This is a genomic window from Methanohalophilus mahii DSM 5219, assembly GCF_000025865.1.
In the GTDB taxonomy this organism is placed as follows: Archaea; Halobacteriota; Methanosarcinia; order Methanosarcinales; family Methanosarcinaceae; genus Methanohalophilus; species Methanohalophilus mahii.
This window is the reverse complement of record NC_014002.1, coordinates 1445788-1471877: the sequence shown is the minus strand read 5'-3', so window position 1 is coordinate 1471877 and position 26090 is coordinate 1445788. Positions and strand designations below refer to the sequence as shown.

The window sequence follows — 26090 nt, the reverse complement described above, 5'->3', positions numbered from 1 at the left end:
CCATAGACTTTAAAACTCTAATTAGAAAATCCAGTATAAATATCTTTTATCTGAATATAAGGGGTTCATATTGTACTTTGGGCATCGTAGGTTATGAAATGTTTACTATGTTGGTATCATACATCCAGATGATCTTGAACGTGTTCGGGCAAAGTTTGACAGATATTTTGAAGGAAAAGGACACAAAGTTTTCACCTTGGATTACAGAATACTGACCAAATTTAGAGAGGCCAGTGATTACCAATGATTACTCTACTTTCCGATTATTGGCATTTACAGGATCGTTATTTTGGCAGAGGTCGGGAACAAAAAGGAAGATTATGATGATTCAGATGTCCGTCAATTGGTCCTGCTCATGCAGGGGGTTTGGACCCATATTAAGCGTAAGCTGGTTGAAGATGCGTCTAAAAGGATTCATGGGCCAACAACATAGAATCATCATTTTGATTCACCGGCTTACAAGGATATTTGAATATTTGCTGTGTGGGTTTGTGGTCTCTGCATGATTCAAAATTTACATAAGCGATCAATGATTACATATATTATATTGGATTGGGGGGATAGCTATTAAGAAGACCGATCATGGGATTGGGAATTGTTCTGAGAACGAGAATTGTCCCATATTTGAAAATTCGGAGATAGGGATGTTTCATTTTGACCAGAATGGGACCATAACCTGTTGTAATGATAATTTTCTTGACATCATAGGGTCAACAAAAAGGGAAATCATCGGTTCGAATGTTCTTGTCTCTATCAGGGATGAAAAAATGAAGGCTGCTGTTGAGGCAACCCTCTCTGGCCGGTCTGTTCATTATGAGGGTGAGTACCTCTCTGTTTTAAATGACAAGCTTATTCCGATAAAAGTTGATCTGGAACCAGAGATCACTGAAAACGGTTCTCTTCTTGGTGGCATTGGTATTGTTGAGGACATAACCGGACTCAAGATGGAAAAAGAGACCCTTCTTCTTGATGAATCCCGACTCGAAGGGCTTTTGAAACTCAATCAGATGATGGATGCATCAATGCTTGAGATTACAGATTTTGCCCGTGAAGAGGGTGTTAGACTCACCCGGAGCAAGGTGGGCTATCTTTCATTTTTAAATGAGGACGAAACGGTTCTTACTATGCATTCCTGGTCCAAAGTTGCAATGGAAGGGTGCAAGATCAGGGACAAACCCATAGAATATCCTCTGGAGACTACAGGTCTCTGGGGAGAAGCCGTAAGGCAGAGAAAACCAATAATAACCAACAATTATCAGGAAGCAAATCCTCTTAAAAAAGGGTATCCACGAGGGCACGTGAAGTTGACAAGACACATGAATGTTCCGGTATTTGATGGTGATCGGATTGTTGCTGTTGCAGGGGTCGGGAACAAGGAAGAGGAGTACGACGAATCTGATGTGCGCCAATTGACATTGTTGATGCAGGGCATGTGGTCACATATCCAGCGCAAGTTGGCAGCTGATTCACTTAAAGAGTACTCAAATGAGCTTTCAAGGATAAACACGGAACTTACCCGGGCAAATGAAGAGCTAAAATCCCTTGATAAGATGAAAGATGATATCATTTCAAATGTGAGCCATGAACTTAAGACACCTCTTGTGTCCATTATAGGTTACAGTGAACTTGTTAACGAAGGCACGCTTGGAGGGGTGAATGATTAGCAGAAGCTGGCTCTGGAGACGGTCCTGCGAAATTCTAAGCGGTTAAGACGTCTTGTTGACTCCCTTTTGCACATGAGCCTTGCGCAAGTAGGGGCTATTGAATATGTATTTAAACCCGTTCAGATCGCAGAGATCATAGATGATGCGATCACAGACATGATTCCATTGGTAAATGAGAAGAATCTGACTATTAGGAAAGATGTGCCTGATGGTCTGCCTGATATAAAAGGAGACAGAGATAAACTGACCGATCTTTTCACTCATCTTATCGATAATGCGGTCAAGTTCACTCCCTCTGGTGTAATAACTGTTGAAGCCCATGAAGTGGAGGATGGAATACACATAAAAGTTTCAGACACTGGAATAGGTGTTGCCAGAGATGTGATCCCAAAGCTGTTCCAGAAGTTCTACCAGGTAGACCCGTCAATAAGGCGCAAATATGGAGGAACCGGACTGGGGCTGTATATCTGCAAGACAATTGTTGATGCTCATAATGGGAATATTTGGGTAGAAAGTGAAGAAAACGTGGGGACAACAGTTCATGTGAAGTTGCCAGGGTAAGACCACAAAATGGGTAATCTATTGCCCCTATTTTTCCATGCATACGGCCGTAATGGCACAAAATATATAACCCATGTGCCTTTAATTAGCATCAATTCGCCAATACAGGAAATCTCCCAAACGTTCATACCTGTAACTTTATCGCCACTTTAAATTCAAATTAAAATAATAAGGAGTAATCATAATGGCAAAAATGCACACTCGCAGAAAAGGCCAGGCAGGGTCCACAAAACCCATTCGTACAGAAGTACCCGCATGGTCTTTGCAGGATGCAGAAGAGATCGAAAAGGTGGTCCTTGACTTGTGGAAGCAAGGCAATCCCACCTGTGTCATCGGAATGAAGTTGAGGGATAACTATGGAGTTCCTGATGTCAAACTCGCGACAGGAAAGAAGCTCACTGCTATCCTGAAAGAAAATGAAGTATCACCTGGTGTTCCTGAAGACCTGTACAATCTTATCGTAAAAGCTATTGGCCTGAGAAAACATGTTGCAGCCAATAACAAGGATGTACATAACAAGCGCCCTCTTCAGCTTACCGAATCCAAAATTCGCAGACTGGTTAAATATTATAAGGCAAACAAAGTCCTTCCAGCCGAATGGAAATATAAACCAGAAACCGCAGAAATGCTTATTACTAAGTAAACGGGGATTTGCATAATTCCCCAACTTTTTTAATTTAGTTCTTTTTTCCTGCTGTATATCTTTGTTTATTGCCATTTACTTAAGGCAATATGAAAACAAACTCACACAAATCAATAGAAGTATAAATGTGTGCTACATAATGAATCCTTTAATATCAAAATCACTCCATCTATAATTAGCATATGTGTACTGGCAGGTGAAAGTTTTTGGAAAAATTGCGACCCATTGCAAAAATGGCATCTGAAAAAATCAGTGAATACTCACGTGTAAGACTCATATCCCATAATGATGCAGACGGGATTACCGCAGCAGCTGTAATGTGCCATGCCCTGCTGAGAGAAGACATAGTTTTCCATGCAAGCATTGTAAGCCGGCTGGATGAAAATGTTGTGGAAACAGTTAACAACAGCACTGATAATGGTGATCTCGTACTTTTCTGTGACATGGGGAGCGGCCAGCCTGAATTGATTGAAAAAGTCAAAAATGACACCATTATAATAGACCATCACGCACCCGTGGGTGAAACAACGGCATATGTAATGGTAAACCCTCATCTTGCAGACATAGATGGTGCTTATTATATGTGCGCCTCAACAACTGCTTATGTGGTCGCAACAGAAATGAATCCCGAAAATAAAGAGCTTGCAGGACTTGCAATTGCAGGTGCTATAGGGGATAAACAACTTTTTGACAGGGAAAATGGCCTGATTCTGAAAGAAGGAATTGAAAGCGGCTCTGTTTCCATAAGGAAAGGGTTAAAGATCGGAGATGGTGAGCTGGCAGAAGTGCTGGAAAGAACACCTGAACCCTACCTCGACATAACAGGTGAAAAAGAAAAGATCGCAAACTTCCTTAATATCCTGGGTATCAGTGGCCCAATCGAAGAACTTGATGAAAACCAGATGAAAAAACTGACTTCTGCAGTTGCACTTAAGCTGACAAAAAAAGCCAGTCCTGAAGCCATTGATGCCAGCATCGGTGAAGTCTGCATCCTCAATCATGAGGCAATACCGAATGTTTACGATATGGTAACTCTCCTCAATTGTTGTGGCAAACTTGAACGTGGCGGTCTTGCCCTTACTGCCTGTCTGAGGGACAAAAAGGCTGCAGAAGAAGGCTGGAAACTTGCGGAACAATACCAAAAAGTTTTGATGGGACAAATCAAAAAGGCAGAGAAAAAGGTTCAAAAACGGCAGCATCTCAGGTATATTCAGGGAGAAGACATGGAAGCCACAGGTATGATCGCAGGTGTTGTTATCAGGTACATACACCCTGATCTGCCTTTCATTGCCCTGAACAAAGTTGACGATGTTGTTAAAATTTCAGGAAGAGGAACCCGCAAACTTGTAGACAGCGGACTGGATCTTGCAGTTGCCTTAAGAGAGGCAGCATCCGGAGTAGGAGGTAACGGAGGGGGACATAACATAGCATCAGGTGCAGCTATACCTCCGGGAAGTGAAGAAGAGTTCCTGGAAGCCCTGGATACTATTATCGCAAAACAGATGGGAAACAATGCAGATGAAAATTAAAAGTACACTTAACCTGCCTGCCGACCAAAGGGGCAAAACAATTATTGAGTCATTAAGACCGGACAATCTTGCGAATATGGAAAGTAAAACCCTCTCCGATGAAAATTCCATAACTTTGAGGACAGAAAAACTTTCTTCCCTGATATCTGTTATGGACGATCTTCTTATGAATGCCAAAATTGCCGAAGACCTGGATATCAAAGGAGCAAGAAATGGTTGATTCATTCGAAGATTTAGAGGAGGAAATAAATTCCTGTACTGCATGCCAGCTCCATGATTCCGCAATTCACAAAGTAATCATGAAAGGGGGGCAAAATCCAAAAGTACTTTTCATAGGTGAAGCCCCCGGCAAGAAAGAGGATGCAAGCGGAATACCTTTCTGTGGCAGGGCCGGCAAAATCCTGGATGGTATGATAGAAGATATGGATCTCCAGCAGAGCGATTGGGCTGTGATTAATACAGTCAAATGCAGACCTCCCAATAATCGCAGGCCCCGTAAAGAAGAACTTGCTGCATGCCGGGCTTTTTTTGAGCAGCAAATAGAAATGCTTGAGCCTGATGTGATAATCCTGCTCGGAAATACTGCTGAGGAAGCTTTTTTGGGAAACAGGCAACTTCAGTGGGGGGAATGCAGGGATATAGATGGGAAAAATGTGGTAAAATTCTATCACCCAGCAGCCCTTATATATACCAAAAGCCGCCAGCCTGAACAGCAAGAGTTTATAGAAAAAAACAGTGCACTATGGTAAGACAATTATTCCTTCCAACACGTTGGTTTGTGCCATCAGGTAAAACTTATAATAATTAGTAACAATAACTGAGTCGCTGTAAGGACTTTATTAATCATTATTTAATCATTTCGAGGAAATACAATGGATTTGGAATTCAGGTTAAAAGCTGCCTTCAGGACAAGCGGGGACCCCACACCCGCCATGGATGCTATTCAGGAGTTTCTTGAGGGACAAGCCTTAAAGGTACTTGCCAAGGGGGCACCGGAAGGCGAAGAGGCAAAAATTAAGAGCTGGAATGTAAAGGATAACCGGATAGACATTGAGATTGTCTCCGGCAGGTATGTTCGATCCCACGATGCACTTATCCGGCTGCGTAAACCTCTTGCTGGCAAAATTGGAAAGGAATACCATCTGGGTATCCGGGGTATTGATGTTGATGAGTTTGTCATAAAAATGCCTTCCGAAAAATCAGTCGGAGATCTGAAGTTACCTCATGTCCGTTCAATGGATTATGACGGCGAATGCATCACACTCAATCTGGATGTTGGAGAGGCAGAACTTGAAAACCGTGTTCCTGACAGAATACTGACCCTTATGGAGGATAAGATAAGGGAAAAGGTCTATGGCGGCAAGACCGAACACTGGAACCTTCTATGGCAGAGTGAAAAAAAAGCACACCCATTTGAGAAGGACCCTACCCAGGAAATGTTAGAAAAAGGCTGGATCAAAAGAGGAGCCAGCAGAGGCCAGTGGATTCACGGTCCACAGTCTACGAAATTGTTCCGCACTTTTGAAAAGATAGTTCTTGAAGAACTTCTTGAACCGCTGGGATACCAGGAAATGATTTTCCCGAAACTTGTTCCCTGGGATGTATGGAAGAAATCCGGCCATGCCAAAGGGGTCTATCCCGAAATATACTATGTATGTCCCCCGAAGACCCGCGATCCTGAATACTGGGAAGAGGTCGCTGACCACTACAAGGTTACAAAAGAAGTACCTACTGAACTAATCAAGGAAAAGATCGGTGATCCTATAGGTGGCCTGTGCTATGCCCAGTGCCCTCCATTCTGGATGTATTTACAGGGCGAAACCATACCTACAGAATCATTCCCCCTGAAAGTCTTTGACCGCTCCGGGACATCCCACAGGTATGAAAGTGGCGGCATCCACGGCATGGAGCGTGTTGATGAATTCCATCGTATCGAGATTGTCTGGCTGGGTACAAAGGAACAGGTAGTCAAAGCCTCAGAAGAGCTCCATGAACGTTATATGCATATCTTCAATGAGATCCTGGACCTTGAATGGAGAAAAGCCTGGGTCACACCATGGTTCATGGCACAGGAGGGGCTTGCAGGTGTATCGGATGAACAAAGTGCCGGCACTACAGACTATGAGGCGCCCCTGCCATACAGGGGAGAGGACGGCGAATGGCTTGAGTTCCAGAACGTGAGTGTCAACGGGAATAAATATCCTTCCGGTTTTAATGTGAAAAATCAGTCAGGAGAGGAGCTCTGGTCCGGATGTTCGGGTGTTGGACTGGAAAGATGGACCTCGGCTTTCCTTGCCCAGAAAGGCCTGGACCCGGAAAACTGGCCGGAAGAATTCCGTAAGCGTTTTGGAGAAATGCCCGATGGAATAAGTTTCTTCTAAAATGGGTAACCGATTTGTTTATATATGGACATGTATAGTATAGAGGGCCACTAATAGCCTATACTATAGAATTTATTAATTACATTGATCACCGACAGAGAAATATCACACTCACACTGGAGGAAATTTATTGGCAAGAAAAGTACAGAGAAAACTGGATAAATGGAAGAACAAAACCTGGTATAACATTGAGACCCCTGAATTTATTGGCAGGACCGTTATTGGAACTACCACTACTGATGAAAGTGAGAAACTGGTTGGAAGGACGATTGAGACTACTGTAGGGGACATTACCAATGATTTCTCAAAACAGAACATCAAACTGCGTCTGGCTATCGACAGCGTAACCGGCGACACTGCAAACACTGCTTTCATTGGTCACGAGATCACTACAGATTACCTGCGTTCCATTGTAAAACGCCAGACATCCCGTATTGATAACAATCTTGAAGTAACTACCAAGGACGGACGTAAGCTCCGCATCAAGCCCATTGCATTTACTGTAAAGAGGGCAAGAAGCAGCCAGATAAGAGCAATCCGGGAAATCATGGCAAAAATCGTCCTTGAAAGAGCTGCAGAACTTGACTTTGAACACATTGTCGAGGAAATCGTAACCGGTAAACTTGCAGCCAATATTTACAGGAATGCAAAAACCATCTATCCAATAAGAAGGGTAGAAATACGCAAGACCGAAGTTCTTCCTGTAAAGGCTAATGCTTCCGCAGCAGCCTGAAATTAAAAATAAAAAAGTAGCCTTTCACTTATGAGTGAAATAGGCTACTACTTCCTTTTCTTTTACATTATCTATCCTGCAGAAGCCAAAGCGTTCAAACTGCACAACTTTATCAATCTCATCTGCAATTTGTAACTCCCCTATTCCTGTGAATACACCTTCAGGAGACAGGACTTCCACATGCAGGTTGTCTTCTGCTACCCACTGGACAATAGGAGGACGTTTTTCCCTGGCTTCATCCATTGAATCACCAATATGTTTTGCCCGGAGAGGTTGGGTTGACACAATTTCAATGTTGTACAGGTCCTTGAGTCTTAATAGAGACCCTATAGATAGTTCCTTTGCATCCTCACGACTAATATATACGATATTGTCCACCTTTATACTCCTGTTTCCCATATTTTCCACGGGATGCAGAGGTGGGTTGGCAACAGTGTGTTTTCCGTCTATAATCTCAATCTTTTGAGGGTCGGGAACAAAGAAGAAACGCTTTGCCTTTGAGTCAATGAGTTTACGGTTTTCAGAATAAAGGGAATCCATGCTTATACTGACATCGGTTTCCCCAACACCCATGTCTACCATAAATTTACGCAGGGCCTGTGGTTTGATGCCACGTCTGCGAATTGCCCTTATTGTTGGAAGCCGTGGGTCATCCCAGCCGGTGTATTCGCCTTCTTCTATAGACTTCCTGAGTGCACTGGTGCTGAATTTGCCGAATTCGTGCATTTTAATGCGGCCCCAGTGGGTGGTCTTTGGATATTCCCAGCCCAGGTAATCATAGATATACTTCTGGCGCTTTTCACTGTCCATCAGGTCTTTGCCCCGGATGATATGGGTCATGCCAAGTTCATGGTCCTCGATGGCACCTTCAAAGTCAAGAAGCGGCCATACTACGTATTTATCACCCACTTCCGGTCTGGGATGTGTGGCTTTTACTATCCTGAAAGCACCGAAATCCCTCAGTGCAGGGTCTTTATGGTTGATATCTGTCTTGATACGCAATACAGCAGATTTTTCTTCGTAAGCACCCTCAATCATCTTGTGCCAGTGTTCCAGATTCTCAGCAGGGTTCCTATCACGATCAGGACATGGGGTACATGAGTCTTTATACTTCTTGAAATCAGCCCCTTCACAGAAACAGACATAAGCATGCCCCATTTCGATAAGTTTGCGGGCATACTCGTAGTAAAGGGTTATTCTGTCTGAGGCCTTTACCACCCTGTCAGGCTCGATACCCAGCCACTTACAGTCATCCAGGTACCATTCATAGGCTTCAAGGAGGGGGCGCTTGGTCTGGGGATCGGTATCGTCAAAACGTATTATGAAATCCCCTCCATACATTTTGACATATTCGGAGTTGATTACCATACCTCTTGCACTACCCAGGGTAGCGGGCCCGTTGGGATTTGGGGCAAAACGCATAACAACCCTTTCCCCTTCTGTAACATCAAGGGGTTTGAGACCTTTTTCAGGTTCCTTCTTTGTATTTAGTTCTTCAATAAGTTCAGGTGCGATCTCCTCAAGTCTCTGCTGCCATACATCCGGCTTGCCTTCTGCAACCTGGTCTATGATTTTCTGTACTTCTGCCGTAACGTCTTTGGCTTTGGGACGCAGATGGGGACACTGTCCCATCACTCGACCCATGACAGCTCCAACCTGGGGGGGTTGTCCATATTTTACAGCATTCTGCAATGCAAACTTTTCAATCGTTTTTATGTCTTCATCCTCTAATGTCATCTGGCTGACCTCTATAAAAGTAAAACTGATACAAATACACAAATACAATTAAATTGAATTTCTTATCTGCTGGATGTGAGATGCTTTTGCAATGATGTCGGATATTTGCCCGTCAAATTCTTCAAGGAACTTTTCTGTATTCTCACCGGCAACCGCTCCGTGTGATGAAGGCTTGATGAGATGTTCCTGTTCAAGTACCCGCAATGAATACCTCACTTTATGGGTTGGCATCCCGGTTTCATCTGAAAGTTTAAGGATACCAATCGGCCCTTCTTCAAGAACCTTCCTGAGAACGATGAGATGTCTCTCAGTTAGTTCAAGTTCCCTGTAAATTTGATCAAAAAGCATTATGAAACCTCATTGGATAATGTGCCTATGCCCTCAATGGTTACATCTACGCAATCACCGCAATTAAGTTCACCCACACCCGGAGGGGTACCTGTGGCAATTACGTCCCCTTTTTCAAGGGTCATGACGGAGGATATGAATTCTATCAGAAAATCAACATCGAATATCAATCTGGAAGTTGATGAATTCTGTCTGCTCATGCCATTAATACTGCACTTAATATTTGCTGCAGAGGCATCGAAATCATCTGCAGGAGATATGAAAGGGCCAATCGGAGAAAAAGTATCAAAACTCTTTGCCCTGGTCCACTGTCCATCTTTTTGCTGAATATCACGGGCTGTTACATCATTAAAACATGTGTACCCTTCAATGACACTTTGTGCACTTTCGGCATGAATGCCATGGCATTGCTTTCCTATGATAACAGCAAGTTCTGCTTCATAATCAACACGGTTGCTGCAGGAAGGATAGATTATTTTAGTTCCATGACCGGTTACAGAAGATGGGGGCTTCATGAAAATTATCGGTTCATCCGGGATGTCCATATCCAGTTCTTTGGCGTGATCAATATAATTAAGTCCCACACAGATAATTTTGGAAGGACTTGAGGGCGGAAGTATATCAAGTGAATTAACATCATAAACATCTCCCCCGGGAGATATTACTCTTTCATCCTGCACATTACCCTCAAATATCTCAGTACCGTGTTTGAATTTTCCGATCATGTTATCCACTTGCTGATAATAAGGAGATGCATTGTCCTAGCAGACAAATTATGAAGATATGGTATAAATATAAATCCTTTTTCTTATCAATTCCGGCAAATGAGCGCCGGTTTGCCAGATTATGACCAATAGGGAAAACTTATTTTACTGTTTGGAAAGAATACTTTATTGGGGAGTGGATATGAACGATATTTACTGCATAGAAGAAAAAAGTCATGTACTCAGGTATGTGAATAACATTCCGATTTCGGGTAGATATCGGACCGAACTGGTACGATGGATAAATACTTATCTTGATGAAGAAAATGTTGAAAAACGCCTTTCAAGTACAAACGATGTATCTGATATGTCGGTAAAACAGGCAGCGGAAAGGGATCTTGAACTAACAATCCTTTTTGCCAAAAAAGAAGACAGGACCAATTCAGGAATTATTTTTCTGGAGGGGGAATTGCTGTTTCTGTTTAACCTGCTCTATGAAAAGGTAAAGGCACAAATTCCTGCTGCCTGAATATTAAAAACGGCACTTGCAACCTGAAGAATCACGTTCATAATGTCCAAACTCAGATCCTTCAAGTTCACCGCCATTGAATACGGGGCCGTCCCTGCAGACACACAGGCCTTCAGGATCCATACTGCAGGCTCCGCAAACTCCGATACCGCATTTGAAATAGCGGTGCAGACTGAACTCTGTCTTCACATGACCGTCGCGTGCTTTCAAAATTTCAAAGACCTTATACATCATAATCTCCGGGCCACACACATATATCCTGTCATAATCAGAGGTGTCCGTTTCTGCAAGCTGGTCGGTCACAAAACCGCCCCTGCCTTCGGAACCATCATCAGTGGTAATATCCACCCTGCCACAGGCAAACCGTTCCCTGAACAAAATTTCATCACAACATCTGGAGCCCAGTATTGTGCGGCCTTCAATTCCTCTTGCCTTAACAATATCTGCAAGGGGGGCAATCGGCGCGGCTCCTACTCCTCCTGCAATGAAAAGCACGTTTTCATCATTTCTGGGTATGGTGAAACCTCTGCCAAAAGGTCCCCTGAGCCCCATATGGTCACCTATTCCAAGTTCGAACATACGGGATGTGGCATCCCCTACTTTCTGGACGGTAATCGAGTTTTTCCCGGACAGGGTCATAGGGACTTCATCGGTGCCATGTACCCAGACCATTACGAATTGGCCGGGAGTGGCTTCATTGAATTGTGTGTCAAAGAAAAAAGTACGCACATTGGGTGATTCTTCGGTAATTTCAGTGATTTTTGAATGAATGGGGCGCATCAGATCATCTCGTGTGATAGGCCTGTTATATCTTCAGTTTTTGAATAACCGTATTTTTGCAGGTATGTATCGATACCTTTGCTTATTGTTTCAAAAATTTGCGTATCATCATGTACGGCAGATCCGATCTCAACAGCACTTGCCCCGGCAAGTATCATTTCAATTGCGTCTTGTGGGCAGGTAATACCTCCCACGCCAATCACGGGTATATCAAGTGCTTCATACAGGTCATAAACACATTTTACGGCCACAGGTTTTACTGCAGGACCGGACAGCCCTCCAAAACGGTTGCCTAGTATGGGATACCCGGAATGGATGTCAATAGCCATTCCCCGGACCGTATTGATAGCAACTACTGCCGAGGCACCTGCGGATTCTGCTGCTCTGCCGATGGAAGTGATATCCGTAACATTGGGTGTGAGTTTCACCCATACGGGTACATCCACAGCATCAACTACCGAGGCTGTGATTTCATGTACAAGATCAGGATCAGTTCCCACCGAAGCCCCATAACCTTCAGCATGGGGACAGCTTACATTAAGTTCAAAGCAATCAGGTTTTGAGGAAAGCAACCCATTCGCAACTTCGGTGAATTCTGCAGCATCTCCGCCGAATATGCTGGCAATTAACGGTGCATCCGTTTTGCTTTTCGCAATTCCGATTTCCTCACAGAAACCTGAGTAGGAAGGATTGGGGAGTCCCATCGCGTTAATGTATCCGCATTCCAGCTCCACCATTGAAGGGTTATTATGGCCTTTGTTGGGAACGGGCCCAATTGACTTGGTAACCACTGCACCGGCACCGTTGCGGCTCATTCTTGCAAGGGCTGCTCCTGTGGTTCCCATTATACCTGAAGCCAGGATTGTAGGATTTTTTAGTTCTATGCCTGCTATCTTCATGTATGATCAGTTATTTTTGGGAGATAATTGTGAAACGGCTTCTTTTACCAGTTCTTTTCCACCCATGGCAACAAGTTTCTTGCCCAGTTTCTCAGCATGCTCCCGATAATTATCCACCGGAATAATCTCGTCCAGACGGATGTCCCTTTTTCCATCGAGGGATAATATCTCGGCACGTATGTGTATCTTGTTGCCGTTATCCACAAATTCTGCAAAGGAGCCAACCGGTACTATACATCCACCTTCCACATCCCTGATCACCAGTCTCTCTACCTCTGTAGCGATGCGGGATTCTGTATGATCGATCTGAGAGCAGAGCAATTCCGCTTCCCCGCCTGCCAGAGTGACTACGGCAATGGTTCCCTGATTTGCCGACGGACAGAAGTTATCGCCATCCAGCCTGTGGCATTCAATGTCCCATCCCATTCGCTGCAAGCCCGCTTCTGCCAGTATAATTGCGTCATACATCCCGGATTCAAGTTTTTTAAGACGGGTATTTATGTTGCCACGCAGGTCCTGGACATCCAGATCCGGACGATAGCGCAAGAACTGAGCCCGCCTGCGCATGGATGTTGTCCCTACAATCGCCCCTTCAGGCAATTCGTCAAGGGTTGAACCATCATTCGTAAGAAGTAAGTCATGAGGGGAATCACGTTCAATTACTGCTGCGATGGAAAGTTCTGCGGGTCTTTCAGTGGGCAGATCCTTCATCGAATGGACTGCAATATCGATCTCCCCGGAAAGCATCCGGTCATCCAGTTCCCGCACAAAGGCACCCACACCCTCTACCTCGTGGAGGGGGCGGTCAGTGAAGGTATCACCGCTTGTCTTTATGATCTTGCGGGTAGTGGGGAAACCCCGGCTATCCAGAAGGCCCTCTACGGTTTTTGCCTGTGCAAGAGCCAGGTCACTTCCCCTTGTACCAATTATCAAATCAACACATCCTATTACAGGCAGGCTTCATAAGTTTCAAAGGTCGCTTCCAGATCATCTTCGGTATGTGCCAGAGAGAGGAAATTCGTCTCAAACTGGGAAGGCGGTATGAAAATTCCCTGATCCAGCATTTTATGGAAGAAGTTAAAATAGCCTTCCTTGTCACATTTGAGAACATCCTGATAATTTGCTGGCATATCCCCAAAGAAGATCTTGAACATTGAACCAACGCCTGAAACACTGTAATCCAGTCCCTTATCCGTGACAATCTCGGAAAGTCTGCTGCGTACATTTTGTCCCATGGCATTGAGTTTATCATGGGCATTTTCCTTCTCAAGTACATCAAGCACTGCATGCCCTGCAGCAACAGATGCCGGATGGCCACTAAAAGTCCCTGCCTGGTATACCGAACCGGAAGGTGCAATCATTTCGATAATATCCTTCCTGCCTCCGAAAACCCCTATGGGCATTCCTCCACCGATAATTTTACCCAGCGTTGTCAGGTCAGGTGTCACACCATAATACTCCTGTGCGCCGCCCATTGCAAGTCTGAAGCCGGTAATTACTTCATCGAATATGAGCAGGGTGTCGTATTCCTTTGTAAGTTTCCTGACCTCTTCCAGGTAACCTTCCTGTGGCAATACCGGTCCGACATTACCCATTACCGGTTCCATGATGACAGCTGCTATATCATCGCTTGATTCAAGCAGTTCTGTCATGGCCTCGATATCATTATAGGGTGTCTGGAGAGTGTGCTTGGTGAAATCCTGTGGTACACCCAGGGAATCGGGTTTACCTAATGTGGAAGCACCTGAACCAGCCTTGACAAGTACCGAATCGTGAGCACCGTGAAAACCACCTTCTATCTTAACGAATTTGTTCTTTCCTGTGTAACCACGTGCTGCCCGCAGGGCACTCATTGTGGCCTCGGTACCTGTGGATACAAAGCGAAGCATATCGATGCCTGGATATGCGGCTGCAATCCTTTCGGCCAGTTTGAATTCGGATTCGGTAGGGGTTCCATAGAGCCATCCCTTTTCAAGTTGATCACTTATTGCTTGCTTGACCACGGGATTTGCATGACCCAGCATATTTGGGCCGTAACCGAGGCAGTAATCGATGTATTCATTACCGTCAACGTCTGTAATACGGCATCCGGAAGCTTTCTCGGTGTAGAATGGATGGGGTTTGATTGCTCGTACCGGACTGCTAACACCACCAGGGAGATATTCCCTGGCCTTTTCAAACATTGATTTTGATTTTTCCAGATTGACCATGTAATCACACCAATAAAATTTATTCATTCAGTAATTGTGCCATTTCCTTGGCAAAGTAAGTAATTATCATATCCGCTCCAGCTCTTTTTATTGACATAAGGGATTCGTACATGACCTTTTTCTCATCCAGCCAACCCTGCTGGGCGGCTGCCTTTAACATGGAGTATTCCCCGCTGACATTGTAAGCTGCAGTTGGCATACCAAACTCCTGTTTTATCCGGTAGATGATATCAAGGTAGGGAAGAGCCGGTTTTACCATGACGATGTCGGCACCTTCCATGATATCCAGTTCTACTTCCCTCAGGGCCTCATCCGAATTTGCAGGGTCCATCTGGTATGTAGAGCGATCTCCGAAACAATAGCATGAATCAGCAGCATCCCTGAAGGGGCCGTAAAATGCGGAACAGTATTTTGCAGCATAGGACATAATGGGCACATCACTGAAATTTTCCTGATCCAGGGATTGCCTGATTGCACCCACCATGCCGTCCATCATACCCGAGGGGGCTACCATATCTGCGCCTGCCCTGGCATGGCTTGCCGCAATCTCACCCAAAAGGGGCAGGGTCTCATCATTAATCACATCATGGGTTTCATTATCAATAATGCCGCAATGGCCGTGGGATGTGTATTCACACATGCAGACATCCGTAATCACAACCATATCGTCACCAAGTTCCTCCTTGATAGCACGCGTGGCCTGCTGGACAATATCCTCGTCCCCACAAGCACTGCTTCCCTTTTCGTCCTTGTTTGAAGGAATTCCAAAAAGGATCAATGAACTGATGCCCAGGTCCGCCACATTCCTGGCCTCATTGACAACCTCGGAAAGGGGCAACCTCAGGACACCTTCCATGGATGGTACTTCGACTGTGGATTCTGCGGTTTCGTCAACAAACATGGGGTATATGAGGTCATCTAGCCCCAGGGAAGTTTCACGTATAAGATTACCTATCTTTCCGTTCCTGAGCCTGCGCATTCGAGTATTTGGGTACATTGGTATCACAAGTCCTTATTTGCAATTTTCCTTTTCTTTTTTAGCATAGGGTTTGATGTTAAAAAGTTTGCAGGCCGAATCAAGGAAAGCCTCATCATTGTATTCAGCTGCATTACGCAACACCTTGGTAGGTTCCGCCAGGACCTTGTTTGCTATGGCCCTTGTCAGGTCATCAAGGACCTTGCATTCCACATCCCCGATCGTGTGATAAGTTCCCAGCCTGTTCACAGCCCTATCCATCTCTTGTTTTCGGAGGGTATATATTTGGCTGTAAAGTTCGGATAAAAGAGCATCTGCTTTCTGTCTCTTATACTGGTTAATCAGCATTTTATATTCTTCATCAATTATAGTTTCAACTTTCTTTGCCTCTTCCATTCTCATCTGGAGATTGCGCTCATTAATAACCCTGAGGTTATCGATGTTACGCAGGATAACTCCGGGAAGGATTTCAACCTCGGGGTCTATGTCCCGGGGGCTGGCGATATCTATCAGCAGAAGATTATCGCTCCTGTTCTTTAAGGATCTTTCCACTGTTGCTTTCTTCAGGACATAATGCGGAGCAGATGTAGCACTGATTATGACATCGGCCTGTTGTGTATAGCGATCAAGGCTCATGAAATCCACGGCCTCGCCTCCCAACTCGTCTGCAAGTACCTTTGCCTTTTCATATGTGCGGTTTGCCAGATACACAACATTCATGTCCCTGTGCGATAATGCCCGGGTCACAAGAGTGCCCATCTCACCGGTGCCAATTACAAGTATATTACGTCCTTGCAGACCTTTTAACATTTCATCGGCAAGATCCACTGCGGCAGACGCAATCGATACGGAACCCCTATTGATGTTTGTTTCCGTACGGGCCCTTTTACCTACCTGGATTGCCTTGCTAAAAGCGGTCTCCAGGATTTTGCCCATGGTACCTGCATTCCGGGAGAAAGTGAACAGGTCCTTTATCTGTCCCAGGATCTGGTCTTCTCCTATGATCATGGATTCAAGGCCGCAGGAGAGTTTTAAAAGGTGATATAAGGATTCTTCATGGTCATAAAATTCGACAATTCGGGAAGAAACACCCATGCTTTTTGCAAAATGAAAAAGGACACTGCTTCCTCTGGGGGATACCACATACATTTCCAGTCGGTTGCATGTCTTGAGGACTGCACATTCGTATACGAGCTCATGGGAACTTAGCTGGGAAAGTATATCCTCGATTTCACCCTGCCAGGCATCTTCCATTTCCTCCACTGTTGCCTTTGCATGGGAAATAACCATGCTAGATATTTCAGTCAATGTTATCCTCCATTATTCGAGCAGTGATCCCGCTGTTCTTTTGAATCTTCATCTGCGCTATTCTCAATCTGCTCCAACATTATATCGTATGCTATATTATACGCTTTTTCGTAGGATTCCTCAAAAGCATCCCATATTTCTCTCCTGTCCAGTACTTTCCATAAGATCTGTCTACGAAGTGACTGGTCGGCAATATGCTTTTTCAATTCAGTGCGCAATTCATCCTGTAGATAGGCCATTTTCCCGTATTCCGGGGTAATGGTATGCTCAAGCTTTATGCGGGTGTATTTTGAGAGAGCTGGACTGTGCCCTAGTGTGGAAATGCCTATTGTAACCGGTCCGCGTTTTATTACAGAAGGAACTATAACATCCCCTCTCGAATCTACAGAATTAACGAATATATCCATATCAGAGGCTATCAGGTGTATCTTCAGGTTCAGGTCTCGGTCGCTGGTGGCAGGTATGGCCAAAAATGCTCCATCCAGATAATTGCGAATCATATCAGAAGATATTTCCCTTATATTTATTTGCACAATATCGATTTTATTGGATTCATACATAGCAAGGATGTCTTCGGAAAATTCTTCGCTTATAATGGTCACTTCAGCAAACTTGTAAAACAGTGATGCTTTGCGTTGTCCTACATTCCCTGCTCCAAAAATTACCACCTTCTGGGAAGATAAATCAAGAAAAAGTGGCATATATCGGCGATCATACATTATAGGAACCTCTTATTACATTTACAGCCTTACACCTGTTTTCTTGAACTCGTGCTCACTGAACAAAAGACGATAGTCATATATCCCGGTTGCATCTGCAATTTTTCCGGCAATTTCCTCACACTCTTTTTTACTGTAAGAATGGACCATTGTAAAAAGATTGTACGGCCAATCGGGATATCTGGGTCGCTCGTAACAATGAGTTACTTCGTTAAAACCGGACATAATTTTGCCTGCGTCTTCGACCTGCTCATCCGGTACATTCCAGATACACATGGCATTGGCAGTTATGCCGATGGTACGATGGCCTATTGATGCACCAAAACGACGTATGATTCCCTGTCTTTGCATCTCCTTTAGCCGATCTACAATTTCCTGTTCACTTAAATCCGTTTCTTCTGCTATTTTCTTGAACGGAGAATGTGTAAATTCAATCCCCTGCTGTGTCAATTCCAGGATTTTGCGAGAAAGTGGATCAAGTTTATCGTACATCGAATTTCACCCCAATCTTGAAAAGACGTTTTGTGGGCAGGTCCAGGATGGGACAATCGGTTTCATCAACAATCTGTTTGATTATGGTATCAAGGCGCTCACGATCTGCTGCTGAGATGGTAAACCATATGTTATACTCCGCCGGGCGCAAATAATTGTGAGAGACTTCCGGATGCCTGCTAATGATTTCTCCTATTTCATGAATCCTTGAGTCAGGAGCTTTCAGGGCTATGAGAGTACTTGTGCCTCCGGCTTTGCGCGTATTTATCACAGGACCTATGCGCCTTACAGCCCCCTGCCTGTTAAGCCTCTCGAGACGTTTCAGTAATTCTTCTTCAGGAATACCCAGCCTTTCAGCCAGAGCAGCATAGGGATGTATCGAGAGGGGAAATCCAAGCTGGATTTCGTTCAATATCCTTTTGTCCGTTTCATCAAGATCAATCATAGGCAATCACATTCATTACTGAGAATAGAATAGGTTACGAGATGTAATCATGGATTATAATGTTTTCTTTTGGGATTGAGCAAATATTTACGATTATGCTTTTAGAAAAAAAGGGTATATTGGCCGGCATAAAATATAAAAAAGAGGTATGGAAAAGTCATACTAACGGATTAAAGTTTATCTCGGGTGGTAGATACAATAAGGCTCTTCTTCCAGATAATCCCCGGTCGCTGCATATGCACGGGCACGGCAGCCACCGCACACGTTCTTGTATTCACATTTGCCGCATTTTCCCTTTAGGAGACTGAAATCTCTGAGTTCATTGAACAAAGTTGAATTGTTCCAGATTTCCCCGAATGACTGGTTTCTTATATTGCCGGCAATCACAGGAAGATAGCCGCAGGGCTGCACATCACCAGTACTTGAAACAAAACAAAAGGCAGTCCCGCCCAGACATCCTCTGCTTACAGCATCAAAACCATGGGTGTTGATTGAAACTTCCATGCCTTCTTTTTCCGCACACTGGCGCATGATCCTGAAATAATGTGGTGCACAGGTAGCTTTGAGTTCAAGGGAAGTATGCTTTTTCTGTTCATAGAACCAGTGCAGTATCCTTTCATACTCTGCCGGAGGTATCTCCTCATCTGCAAGGTTTTCCCCTCTGCCTGTAGGTACAAGCAAAAAAATATGTAGGGCATCGGCTTTCAGGGAAGTAGCCATTTTAAGGATACGTGGAATCTCTCCCAGGTTTCTTTTGGTTATCGTAGTATTGATCTGAAAATCCATGCCTTCTGCCTTGAGAGCTTCAATTCCTTCCATGGCTTTGTCAAAGGCACCTTCAACTCCTCTAAATCCATCATGGGTTGCAGAGTCTGCCCCATCAAGACTTATACTTACTCTTTTTATTCCCACTTCTTTGAGTTTTCTTACAGTTTCCCTTTCAAGCAGTGTTCCATTGGTAGCAAGTACCACTCTGAGGCCTTTATTTGTGCCATAGTGGGCAAGTTCATATACATCAGGGCGAACAAGTGGTTCGCCTCCACTGAGAATTAATATTGGTGACCCGAGGGAAGCGACCTGGTCAATGAATGTTTTTGCCTCGAATGTGTCAAGTTCACCAATAGCTTCTTCATCGGTGGATGCACCTCTGCAATGCACACAGGAAAGGTTGCATCTGGATGTCAACTCCCATGCAATTAATCTTGGTGGGTTGGGTTTTTCTGACATAGTCATATCACAGTCATTTCAATTTATTTAAGTAATGGTATACTGATTGTACCATAAATCAAATATATAGATAATTTGTAAGGACCACATGACACATATAAGAGATGGGCAATTTAGTTATTTGTAAATGAGTTGTGGTGTGAAATATGGATCCACTGAATACAGCATTTTTGATTGTGATCATGGCAATAGTTTCATATACAATATTCCTGATTCGAAAACGTTCACAGCTTCTTCGTGAATTTAAAAGGTTAAATCCTGAATGAAGGGACATTGATGGATAAAAAACAAAAACAAATTCTTGCAGTTATTACAATACTTTCCTTTGCTATCCTGGGCCTGTGGGGCATAGATACCGGCCAGAATTATTACATGGTATCTGAAATTAAGGAAAATATAGATGATTTTGAAGGGAATGATATCAACACAATGGGTGCTATCAAGCAAGGAACATTGGATGTAAAACCCGGTAATATAACTTTCATGCTTCAGGACATAGAGCAACCTGAAAAGTACATTGAAGTTGAATATACCGGTGACCTGCCACCCAATCTTGAAGAAGGTAAAGAACTGAGTATTGAAGGAAAAATAGATAGACAGGGCAATCTCAAAGCGGAAAAAATTGTTATGGGTTGCCCTTCCAAATACTCCGAATGACCTATGTCTATCTCAAAGAGGCCATCGATGGATTTTGAAAAATGGGATGAATGCCGGAGTATAAACAAAGCATTAATTGACTTTGTGGAAGAAATTGACAACGGTTCCAATATGAAAAAAGTAGTTGCCCACATATGTCAATCCGGCGGGAAAAAAACACGTCCTGTGATCCTCCTGCTGTCATCCCGTATATGCGGCAGCGAAATTGAAAATGCCCTTGATGCTGCCCTGGCAATTGAACTTATCCACTCTGCATCCCTTATACACGATGACCTGCTTGACAGGGGAGTGTTGAGAAGGGGAGTTAAGACTGCCCATGAGGTATATGGCACCGCTGCAGCAATGCTTGCGGGAGATTACCTGATATCCAAGTCCATTGAACTAATATCTTCATATGGCAAAGAAATAGGCACGGAATTTGGCAGGGCAGGTATGGAAATGGCCGAAGGCGAGGCTATGGATGTAGATTTGCTGGAAAAGAACATCAACAACCGTGTCGAGTATTTTAACTGTATTGAAAAGAAGACCGCTTCACTTTTTGCTGCTTCGGCAGTAATGGGGGCCTATGTTGCAGGAGCAGACGAGGATACAGTTTCTAAGTTCAGACTATTTGGCAATAAACTCGGAACTGCCTATCAAATCGTTGATGATATGCTGGAATACACCACTAAGGTAAACAACAAGGAATCAATACACATATCCCCTTCGCTGGTAGACATATACAGACAGGACATGGCGGATGCAAAAGCAATAGAAAAAACCAGGGGAGTTGTTGAACAACTTGTTTCTGAGGCACATGAAATCATCAATCAATTCCCTTCTTCCCAATCCAGAAATAAATTACATGAGATTACCAACCATGCCACAAGTGACCTCCTTCCTGAAGTTGGAACAAGGAAATGCTAAAAAGGTGAATTTATGAGAGTATATGAAAAACCTATGATAAAAGTTGATGCAAATGTGGAAGATGATAAAGTTGTACTCACCAGTGAGGGTCCATTTTCCACCATTGCAAAACCAATTCTGAAACGTATTAACCGGATTTTTCAGGAAGAAAAACCTATTGCATTTAATGAAGAAGAGATCATATTTTCGACATGGACACCCCCGATTCCCAGCAATGCATTCAACAGGATGATCAGTTCCCAGATCGCAGCCATCATGAAAAAACGTGTACCTGATCAATTCTCAATAGCTATTACCGATAGATGTCCGAATAATTGTATCCACTGCGGAGCTGCGGGTTTCCTTACTGAGGAAGAACTAACTACCGAGCAAATCAACAATGCTATCGAGCAGTCCCTTGACCTTGGAGCCTATCTAATTTCTTTCGATGGCGGGGAAACAATGCTTCGAAAAGATCTCCCCGAAATGGTAAGGGAGGTCGATAAAGAAAGGTGCATTACAACCTGTTTTACTTCTGGCTTTGGGCTTACACCTGAAAGGGCTGCACAGTTGAAGGATGCGGGCATGTATGCCATGAGAATAAGTGTAGACAGTCCTTTCGAAAAGGAACATGACCGCATTCGTGGCAGGGATGGGGCATACAGGGATGCTATTGAGGGTATTAAGAACACCCTGGGAGCTGATATACTGGCAGATATGTTTGTGGTTGTCTCTCCTGATAATATAGATGACCTTGAAGATTTCTATGGTCTTGCTGCAGATATGGGTATGCAGGAAATGTCTATTTATGAGATAGTTGCTGTGGGTCGCTGGCTTGAACATGAAGATGAAGTCATCACTCAAAAGGATGTGAAGGCCACGGCACGTTTCCAAAAAAGAATGAACAGTGGAGGGGACGGACCACGTGTTACTTCATTCCCGTATTTCATGGGTCCGGATATGTTTGGTTGCTTTGCCGGAAGACGATGGATGCATGTCACACCTGCAGGTGAGGTCATGCCCTGTGCATATACACCGCTGTCCTTTGGGAATATAAAGGAAGAAAGACTTTCGTCGATATGGGATAATATGGGCAAACATCAGGCATATCGGTCCAATTCCGATTATTGCATGATGAGGAATCCTGAATTCAGGGAAAAATACATCCATACGATACCCAAAGATGAGATATTACCATATAGAGTAAGAAATGAATAAATTTGTGTCATATTCCTAAAAGCGATCGTATTTTTCATGAATAATTATTATAATCGACAGATTGCGAACCGATAAGAACCGAATGGCTTATATGTAAAGTTGTTTATGAGTACCTGCTGGTAACTTGAACCCCTATCCGAATGATTATTCATTATGGTTATTCAATAGCAATCGCCTGAAACCGAATAACTTATATGCGAGGTTGCTATAAGGGGCATAAAATCACGCTGCTTAATAATTCACAGACGCGATGAGGATTCATATGGCCAAGGACAAAATCTTATCCGAGATAAAAGAAGCAGAACAAAGTGCTGCCAAAAAGGTGGAAGCAGGCCTGAAGGAGAAGGAGGACAAAATCGCCAGGGCTCGTGCAGAAGCCAGAGAAATAATTAAAGAGGCAGAATTAGATGCAGAGAAATCTGCAAATAATGCACTCAAATCTGCACAGGAAGACCTCCAGAAAGAGCACGAAGAAATCGTCAATAAAGGCAAGAAGGATGCAGAAGAGCTGATAAGCAACGCAGAATCCAATGTCGATAAAGCTGTTGCAATGCTTGTGGAGGAATTCGAGAGGGCGATCTATGCTTAAGCCAAAAAGTATGACCCGTGCTGTTATCGTCGGACACAAAGAAGTCCTGGATGAAACAGTAGAGACACTTCACGATATCAATATCTTCCATATTGAAGAATATAATGAAGAAGATTCTACTTTTAAGATAGGGAAGCCCTTTGAGAATGCAGGGGATGTTTCCAAAAAACTTGTTCAACTGAGGTCAATTTCCAGTTTTCTTGGTATCAAGCCAAAAGAAGTACCAAAACAGGACACAAAAGTTCTGTGGGCTGAACTCGATGAAAAACTGGCTACCCTGGAAAATGAGATTGATGAAAAGACCGAAGAGAAGAACAGCTATGAAACAAGATTAAAGGAACTGGATTCCCTCATAAAAGATCTCAAACCATTTGTTTCAATCCCCATAGACCTTAAAAATTACAGAGGTTACGAGAATCTATCTGTTTTTGCAGGTACTGTAAAGGGAGATATTAGTTCTGAACTATCTGCAATTACAAATGATTATGAACTCGAATTTGATCCAGATACACTCGCCATTGCCCTGTTTGTCAGGAAAGACAAAGAAGATATCGTGGCTGAGATGTTGGCTGATAACGAGTTCCGTGAGATCCGTGTTCCCGATATGGATGGCATATCTTCGGAAATAATCGCTGATTTAGAAAGTGAAAAAAACACTATCAATGAGAAAATTTCCTCACTTGAAAAGAGTATTTCTGACATAAAAGAACGTTATTCTGATTTCATACTTGCAAGTGATGAAATTCTGTCCATCGAATCTCAGAAATCCGAAGTACCTCTGAGGATTGCCACATCAGAGCATACTTTTGTAATCGACGGATGGGTTCCATCTGATGAGTATAACAAATTGACCCGGACACTCGAATCCTCTACTGGTGGAAGAGTATTTGTTTCCAAGCAGGAAGTATCAGAAGAGGAGGAAGAGGACGTCCCGGTAGAGTATAATAACTCAGGGACCACAAAGCCTTTCGAATCAATAATGAATTTGTACACAAGGCCAAATTATAAAGAGCTCGATCCCACTTCATTAATTTTTATCTTTTTCCCCCTCTTCTATGGAATGATACTAGGTGATGTAGGATATGCATTGGTGCTTCTTGCATTAGCACTTGGAATAAAGAAATACGTGAATATAGAGTCATTAAGGCCCCTGATGGATATCTTAATATATTGTCAGATATCAGCTCTTATATTTGGTATATTGTATGGGGAAGCTTTTGCAATTTCACTTGCAACCACTCATATAGGCGTCCCACCATGGTCACCAGAGCCGCTATTAAATGACGTGTTTGGTATATCTCTAGCAAACACTGTACATTTAGACCCGGGATACGCACCAGGTTTAATACCAGGATTTGAAACGATACATCTTTTCGAATCGCCTATAAGTGGAGAAATGGTTACATTCCCATACCATAGACCTGATGCGGTAATGACACTTTTGGTGATTAGTTCAATCATAGGTGTCATGCATATAAATCTGGGATACATTCTTGGATTTATTAATGAGAATAATAAGCACGGGTTTATGGCTGCGTTATTGGAAAAAGGTAGCTGGATAGTTATAGAAATCGGTATTGTACTTACAGTACTTGGATATCTCGACTACCTTCCGATAGCAATTGGTGCAGCAATATTCCTGATTGGCGTCTTAATGCTGGTGAAAGGGGAAGGGATCAAAGGCCCTATTGAACTTCCATCCCTTCTCAGTAATGTGTTATCATACACACGTATAGGTGCAGTAGGATTGTCATCAATATATATTGGCTACACCGTAAACCAGATAGCGTTTGAGATGTTGATGCCAGATTCTCTTGGCATAATGGCGATCTTTGCGCTGATAGTATTCATATTCGGACATGCATTAAATTCAGTCTTAAGCATAATTGCCCCCGGTTTACATGCTTTAAGGCTTCAGTATGTCGAATTCTTCAATAAATTCTATGAAGGTGGGGGCAAAAAGTACAGTCCATTTGGATATATAAGAAAATACACGGAGGAATAATAATATGGTAGGAGAAGAAGCAATAACAATGATGGATCCGGCAGGACTTAAAGCAATAGGAGCAGGACTTGCAGTAGGACTTACAGGACTTGCATCCGGTATTGCTGAAAAGGACATTGGTGCTGCAGCTATCGGAGCAATGGCTGAAAATGAAGGACTTTTCGGTAAGGGTCTGATTATGACTGTAATTCCTGAAACCATTGTCATTTTCGGACTTGTGGTTGCACTGTTGATAAGCTAAGCGCGGTATAAGAGCATTAAAGAAATGCTCTTAAATTCTTTTTAAGGTGTGAGAGCATGGGACTCGAAACAGTAATCAAAGACGTCATGGATGTTGCGCAGGCGACGGTCTCTGAAATCAATGCAGAGGCAGATGCCGAAGCGTCCCGTATTATAGAGGATGCAAAGCAATCCGCCAAAGAAATCAAAGGGAAACGTCTTGCCAAAGCGGAAGATGAAATTCAGCGTATGCAAAGGCAAGAATTATCCAGTGCAAATCTCGAAGTCAAAAGGACAATGCTCAATGCGCGCAAAGAAGTGCTTGAAAAGGCCTATAACCGGGCATTCGATGAGATTGCAGGGTTATCTGCGGATAAGCAGGAATCACTTCTTAAGAACATCATAGAAAGTCATGAATCTAAAGGTAGCCGTATCTATTCCAATAAGGAATCAGAAGATATTGTGAAAAAACTGTCCTCTTTAGAGTATGCAGGTAACATCGATTGTATTGGAGGCGTTGTTATAGAGAATGAGGATGGAAGTATCAGGCTTGACTATACTTATGAAGGAATTCTTGACAGCGTGTATGAGCAGAACCTGAAACAGATTTCAGATATCTTATTCGGGTGATA

At 43.5% G+C, this 26090-nt stretch carries 31 protein-coding genes; 18 read left to right on the top strand and 13 right to left on the bottom strand.

The features are described 5' to 3' along the window. Positions 1-115: 115 nt before the first annotated feature. The 9 genes from MMAH_RS10865 to MMAH_RS07290 all read left to right on the top strand — a co-directional run bounded on the left by MMAH_RS10865 (position 116) and on the right by MMAH_RS07290 (position 7511). Complete coding sequence (locus MMAH_RS10865; protein ID WP_083774864.1) at positions 116-247, top strand: PAS domain-containing protein; 132 nt, start codon at positions 116-118, stop codon at positions 245-247. A gap of 292 nt (positions 248-539) precedes the next feature. Next, a complete protein-coding gene (locus tag MMAH_RS10695; protein ID WP_342626795.1) occupies positions 540-1664 on the top strand; it encodes a GAF domain-containing protein in 1125 nt (374 codons plus the stop codon). 72 nt (positions 1665-1736) lie between these two features. Beyond that, positions 1737-2225: a sensor histidine kinase gene (locus MMAH_RS10690; RefSeq protein ID WP_245526210.1), complete on the top strand. Its 489-nt coding sequence runs from the start codon at positions 1737-1739 to the stop codon at positions 2223-2225. Between the two features lie 184 nt (positions 2226-2409). Next, positions 2410-2868 carry a 30S ribosomal protein S15 gene (locus tag MMAH_RS07315; protein ID WP_013037913.1) on the top strand — a complete coding sequence of 153 codons (459 nt, stop codon included), beginning with the start codon at positions 2410-2412 and terminating at the stop codon, positions 2866-2868. Between the two features lie 233 nt (positions 2869-3101). Next, positions 3102-4397: a DHH family phosphoesterase gene (locus tag MMAH_RS07310; protein WP_013037912.1), complete on the top strand. Its 1296-nt coding sequence runs from the start codon at positions 3102-3104 to the stop codon at positions 4395-4397. Continuing rightward, entirely contained in the window at positions 4381-4617 is a 237-nt protein-coding gene (locus MMAH_RS07305; protein ID WP_245526208.1) for a KEOPS complex subunit Pcc1, read from the top strand. Before MMAH_RS07310 ends, MMAH_RS07305 begins: the two co-directional genes overlap by 17 nt. After that, positions 4610-5146 (top strand): uracil-DNA glycosylase, encoded by a 537-nt coding sequence (locus MMAH_RS07300; protein ID WP_013037910.1) that lies wholly within the window; start codon positions 4610-4612, stop codon positions 5144-5146. The genes MMAH_RS07305 and MMAH_RS07300 overlap by 8 nt, the downstream gene beginning before the upstream one ends. 123 nt (positions 5147-5269) lie before the next feature. Further along, a complete protein-coding gene (locus MMAH_RS07295) occupies positions 5270-6778 on the top strand; it encodes a serine--tRNA ligase (protein ID WP_013037909.1) in 1509 nt (502 codons plus the stop codon). A 130-nt stretch (positions 6779-6908) separates the two neighbouring features. Then, entirely contained in the window at positions 6909-7511 is a 603-nt protein-coding gene (locus MMAH_RS07290) for a 30S ribosomal protein S3ae (protein ID WP_013037908.1), read from the top strand. A 24-nt stretch (positions 7512-7535) separates the two neighbouring features. Here MMAH_RS07290 and MMAH_RS07285 read toward each other — a convergent pair whose 3' ends face one another. Genes MMAH_RS07285 through MMAH_RS07275 form a run of 3 tightly spaced genes read right to left on the bottom strand, consistent with a single transcriptional unit; the run spans position 7536 to position 10321 of the window. Then, positions 7536-9248: a glutamate--tRNA ligase gene (locus tag MMAH_RS07285; RefSeq protein WP_013037907.1), complete on the bottom strand. Its 1713-nt coding sequence runs from the start codon at positions 9246-9248 to the stop codon at positions 7536-7538. A gap of 48 nt (positions 9249-9296) precedes the next feature. Next, the gene (locus MMAH_RS07280) at positions 9297-9596 is read right to left on the bottom strand and encodes a hypothetical protein (RefSeq protein WP_013037906.1); all 300 of its coding nucleotides are present in this window, start codon (positions 9594-9596) and stop codon (positions 9297-9299) included. After that, positions 9596-10321, bottom strand: coding sequence for a fumarylacetoacetate hydrolase family protein (locus MMAH_RS07275; protein ID WP_013037905.1), 726 nt, complete (start codon positions 10319-10321; stop codon positions 9596-9598). Before MMAH_RS07275 ends, MMAH_RS07280 begins: the two co-directional genes overlap by 1 nt. A 181-nt stretch (positions 10322-10502) precedes the next feature. On the opposite strand from MMAH_RS07275, the gene MMAH_RS07270 reads away from it, so the two are divergent. Further along, complete coding sequence (locus tag MMAH_RS07270; protein WP_013037904.1) at positions 10503-10829, top strand: hypothetical protein; 327 nt, start codon at positions 10503-10505, stop codon at positions 10827-10829. A gap of 3 nt (positions 10830-10832) precedes the next feature. Here the strand turns inward: MMAH_RS07270 and MMAH_RS07265 are convergent, their stop codons facing one another. The 10 genes from MMAH_RS07265 to ahbD form a co-directional block, all read right to left on the bottom strand. Beyond that, positions 10833-11609: a dihydroorotate dehydrogenase electron transfer subunit gene (locus tag MMAH_RS07265; protein ID WP_013037903.1), complete on the bottom strand. Its 777-nt coding sequence runs from the start codon at positions 11607-11609 to the stop codon at positions 10833-10835. After that, positions 11609-12508, bottom strand: coding sequence for a dihydroorotate dehydrogenase (locus tag MMAH_RS07260; protein WP_013037902.1), 900 nt, complete (start codon positions 12506-12508; stop codon positions 11609-11611). The genes MMAH_RS07265 and MMAH_RS07260 overlap by 1 nt, the downstream gene beginning before the upstream one ends. Before the next feature lie 6 nt (positions 12509-12514). After that, entirely contained in the window at positions 12515-13441 is a 927-nt protein-coding gene (gene hemC / locus MMAH_RS07255; RefSeq protein WP_013037901.1) for a hydroxymethylbilane synthase, read from the bottom strand. A gap of 14 nt (positions 13442-13455) precedes the next feature. Next, the gene (gene hemL / locus MMAH_RS07250) at positions 13456-14718 is read right to left on the bottom strand and encodes a glutamate-1-semialdehyde 2,1-aminomutase (protein WP_048902289.1); all 1263 of its coding nucleotides are present in this window, start codon (positions 14716-14718) and stop codon (positions 13456-13458) included. A 19-nt stretch (positions 14719-14737) separates the two neighbouring features. Then, the gene (gene hemB / locus MMAH_RS07245) at positions 14738-15715 is read right to left on the bottom strand and encodes a porphobilinogen synthase (protein WP_013037899.1); all 978 of its coding nucleotides are present in this window, start codon (positions 15713-15715) and stop codon (positions 14738-14740) included. Positions 15716-15730: 15 nt separating this feature from the next. After that, positions 15731-17002, bottom strand: a complete 1272-nt coding sequence (gene hemA / locus MMAH_RS07240) for a glutamyl-tRNA reductase (protein WP_013037898.1) — start codon at positions 17000-17002, stop codon at positions 15731-15733. Positions 17003-17004: 2 nt separating this feature from the next. Next, positions 17005-17721: a precorrin-2 dehydrogenase/sirohydrochlorin ferrochelatase family protein gene (locus MMAH_RS07235; protein WP_013037897.1), complete on the bottom strand. Its 717-nt coding sequence runs from the start codon at positions 17719-17721 to the stop codon at positions 17005-17007. Between the two features lie 21 nt (positions 17722-17742). Beyond that, the gene (gene ahbB, locus MMAH_RS07230) at positions 17743-18213 is read right to left on the bottom strand and encodes a siroheme decarboxylase subunit beta (protein WP_013037896.1); all 471 of its coding nucleotides are present in this window, start codon (positions 18211-18213) and stop codon (positions 17743-17745) included. Beyond that, a complete protein-coding gene (gene ahbA / locus MMAH_RS07225) occupies positions 18203-18658 on the bottom strand; it encodes a siroheme decarboxylase subunit alpha (RefSeq protein ID WP_013037895.1) in 456 nt (151 codons plus the stop codon). The genes ahbB and ahbA overlap by 11 nt, the downstream gene beginning before the upstream one ends. 177 nt (positions 18659-18835) lie before the next feature. Continuing rightward, complete coding sequence (gene ahbD, locus MMAH_RS07220) at positions 18836-19885, bottom strand: heme b synthase (RefSeq protein WP_048902167.1); 1050 nt, start codon at positions 19883-19885, stop codon at positions 18836-18838. A gap of 146 nt (positions 19886-20031) precedes the next feature. Between ahbD and MMAH_RS10370 the strand changes: the two genes are divergently transcribed. From MMAH_RS10370 to MMAH_RS07185, 8 genes are all read left to right on the top strand, one after another. Beyond that, a complete protein-coding gene (locus MMAH_RS10370) occupies positions 20032-20151 on the top strand; it encodes a CcmD family protein (protein ID WP_083774848.1) in 120 nt (39 codons plus the stop codon). A 10-nt stretch (positions 20152-20161) separates the two neighbouring features. Further along, positions 20162-20542, top strand: coding sequence for a cytochrome c maturation protein CcmE domain-containing protein (locus tag MMAH_RS07215; RefSeq protein ID WP_013037893.1), 381 nt, complete (start codon positions 20162-20164; stop codon positions 20540-20542). A 27-nt stretch (positions 20543-20569) separates the two neighbouring features. Further along, positions 20570-21448 carry a polyprenyl synthetase family protein gene (locus tag MMAH_RS07210; protein ID WP_013037892.1) on the top strand — a complete coding sequence of 293 codons (879 nt, stop codon included), beginning with the start codon at positions 20570-20572 and terminating at the stop codon, positions 21446-21448. 12 nt (positions 21449-21460) lie between these two features. Next, positions 21461-22645 (top strand): radical SAM protein, encoded by a 1185-nt coding sequence (locus tag MMAH_RS07205; RefSeq protein ID WP_013037891.1) that lies wholly within the window; start codon positions 21461-21463, stop codon positions 22643-22645. A gap of 262 nt (positions 22646-22907) precedes the next feature. Next, on the top strand, positions 22908-23234 hold the full coding sequence (ahaH, locus tag MMAH_RS07200) for an ATP synthase archaeal subunit H (protein WP_013037890.1): 327 nt from the start codon (positions 22908-22910) through the stop codon (positions 23232-23234). Continuing rightward, entirely contained in the window at positions 23227-25239 is a 2013-nt protein-coding gene (locus MMAH_RS07195) for a V-type ATP synthase subunit I (RefSeq protein ID WP_013037889.1), read from the top strand. The genes ahaH and MMAH_RS07195 overlap by 8 nt, the downstream gene beginning before the upstream one ends. A gap of 4 nt (positions 25240-25243) precedes the next feature. Continuing rightward, entirely contained in the window at positions 25244-25480 is a 237-nt protein-coding gene (locus MMAH_RS07190) for a hypothetical protein (RefSeq protein ID WP_013037888.1), read from the top strand. Between the two features lie 56 nt (positions 25481-25536). Further along, positions 25537-26088 carry a V-type ATP synthase subunit E gene (locus tag MMAH_RS07185; RefSeq protein ID WP_013037887.1) on the top strand — a complete coding sequence of 184 codons (552 nt, stop codon included), beginning with the start codon at positions 25537-25539 and terminating at the stop codon, positions 26086-26088. Positions 26089-26090 lie beyond the last annotated feature (2 nt).

Bases quoted from the DNA above. Each gene is read 5' to 3' on its own strand.
- MMAH_RS10690 (WP_245526210.1), top strand. From the start codon at position 1,737: ATGAGCCTTGCGCAAGTAGGGGCTATTGAATATGTATTTAAACCCGTT.
- MMAH_RS07315 (WP_013037913.1), top strand. From the start codon at position 2,410: ATGGCAAAAATGCACACTCGCAGAAAAGGCCAGGCAGGGTCCACAAAA.
- MMAH_RS07310 (WP_013037912.1), top strand. From the start codon at position 3,102: ATGGCATCTGAAAAAATCAGTGAATACTCACGTGTAAGACTCATATCC.
- MMAH_RS07305 (WP_245526208.1), top strand. From the start codon at position 4,381: ATGCAGATGAAAATTAAAAGTACACTTAACCTGCCTGCCGACCAAAGG.
- MMAH_RS07300 (WP_013037910.1), top strand. From the start codon at position 4,610: ATGGTTGATTCATTCGAAGATTTAGAGGAGGAAATAAATTCCTGTACT.
- MMAH_RS07295 (WP_013037909.1), top strand. From the start codon at position 5,270: ATGGATTTGGAATTCAGGTTAAAAGCTGCCTTCAGGACAAGCGGGGAC.
- MMAH_RS07285 (WP_013037907.1), bottom strand. From the start codon at position 9,248: ATGACATTAGAGGATGAAGACATAAAAACGATTGAAAAGTTTGCATTG.
- MMAH_RS07280 (WP_013037906.1), bottom strand. From the start codon at position 9,596: ATGCTTTTTGATCAAATTTACAGGGAACTTGAACTAACTGAGAGACAT.
- MMAH_RS07275 (WP_013037905.1), bottom strand. From the start codon at position 10,321: ATGATCGGAAAATTCAAACACGGTACTGAGATATTTGAGGGTAATGTG.
- MMAH_RS07270 (WP_013037904.1), top strand. From the start codon at position 10,503: ATGAACGATATTTACTGCATAGAAGAAAAAAGTCATGTACTCAGGTAT.
- MMAH_RS07265 (WP_013037903.1), bottom strand. From the start codon at position 11,609: ATGCGCCCCATTCATTCAAAAATCACTGAAATTACCGAAGAATCACCC.
- MMAH_RS07260 (WP_013037902.1), bottom strand. From the start codon at position 12,508: ATGAAGATAGCAGGCATAGAACTAAAAAATCCTACAATCCTGGCTTCA.
- hemL (WP_048902289.1), bottom strand. From the start codon at position 14,718: ATGGTCAATCTGGAAAAATCAAAATCAATGTTTGAAAAGGCCAGGGAA.
- hemB (WP_013037899.1), bottom strand. From the start codon at position 15,715: ATGTACCCAAATACTCGAATGCGCAGGCTCAGGAACGGAAAGATAGGT.
- MMAH_RS07235 (WP_013037897.1), bottom strand. From the start codon at position 17,721: ATGTATGATCGCCGATATATGCCACTTTTTCTTGATTTATCTTCCCAG.
- ahbB (WP_013037896.1), bottom strand. From the start codon at position 18,213: ATGTACGATAAACTTGATCCACTTTCTCGCAAAATCCTGGAATTGACA.
- ahbA (WP_013037895.1), bottom strand. From the start codon at position 18,658: ATGATTGATCTTGATGAAACGGACAAAAGGATATTGAACGAAATCCAG.
- ahbD (WP_048902167.1), bottom strand. From the start codon at position 19,885: ATGTCAGAAAAACCCAACCCACCAAGATTAATTGCATGGGAGTTGACA.
- MMAH_RS10370 (WP_083774848.1), top strand. From the start codon at position 20,032: ATGGATCCACTGAATACAGCATTTTTGATTGTGATCATGGCAATAGTT.
- MMAH_RS07215 (WP_013037893.1), top strand. From the start codon at position 20,162: ATGGATAAAAAACAAAAACAAATTCTTGCAGTTATTACAATACTTTCC.
- MMAH_RS07210 (WP_013037892.1), top strand. From the start codon at position 20,570: ATGGATTTTGAAAAATGGGATGAATGCCGGAGTATAAACAAAGCATTA.
- MMAH_RS07205 (WP_013037891.1), top strand. From the start codon at position 21,461: ATGAGAGTATATGAAAAACCTATGATAAAAGTTGATGCAAATGTGGAA.
- ahaH (WP_013037890.1), top strand. From the start codon at position 22,908: ATGGCCAAGGACAAAATCTTATCCGAGATAAAAGAAGCAGAACAAAGT.
- MMAH_RS07195 (WP_013037889.1), top strand. From the start codon at position 23,227: ATGCTTAAGCCAAAAAGTATGACCCGTGCTGTTATCGTCGGACACAAA.
- MMAH_RS07190 (WP_013037888.1), top strand. From the start codon at position 25,244: ATGGTAGGAGAAGAAGCAATAACAATGATGGATCCGGCAGGACTTAAA.
- MMAH_RS07185 (WP_013037887.1), top strand. From the start codon at position 25,537: ATGGGACTCGAAACAGTAATCAAAGACGTCATGGATGTTGCGCAGGCG.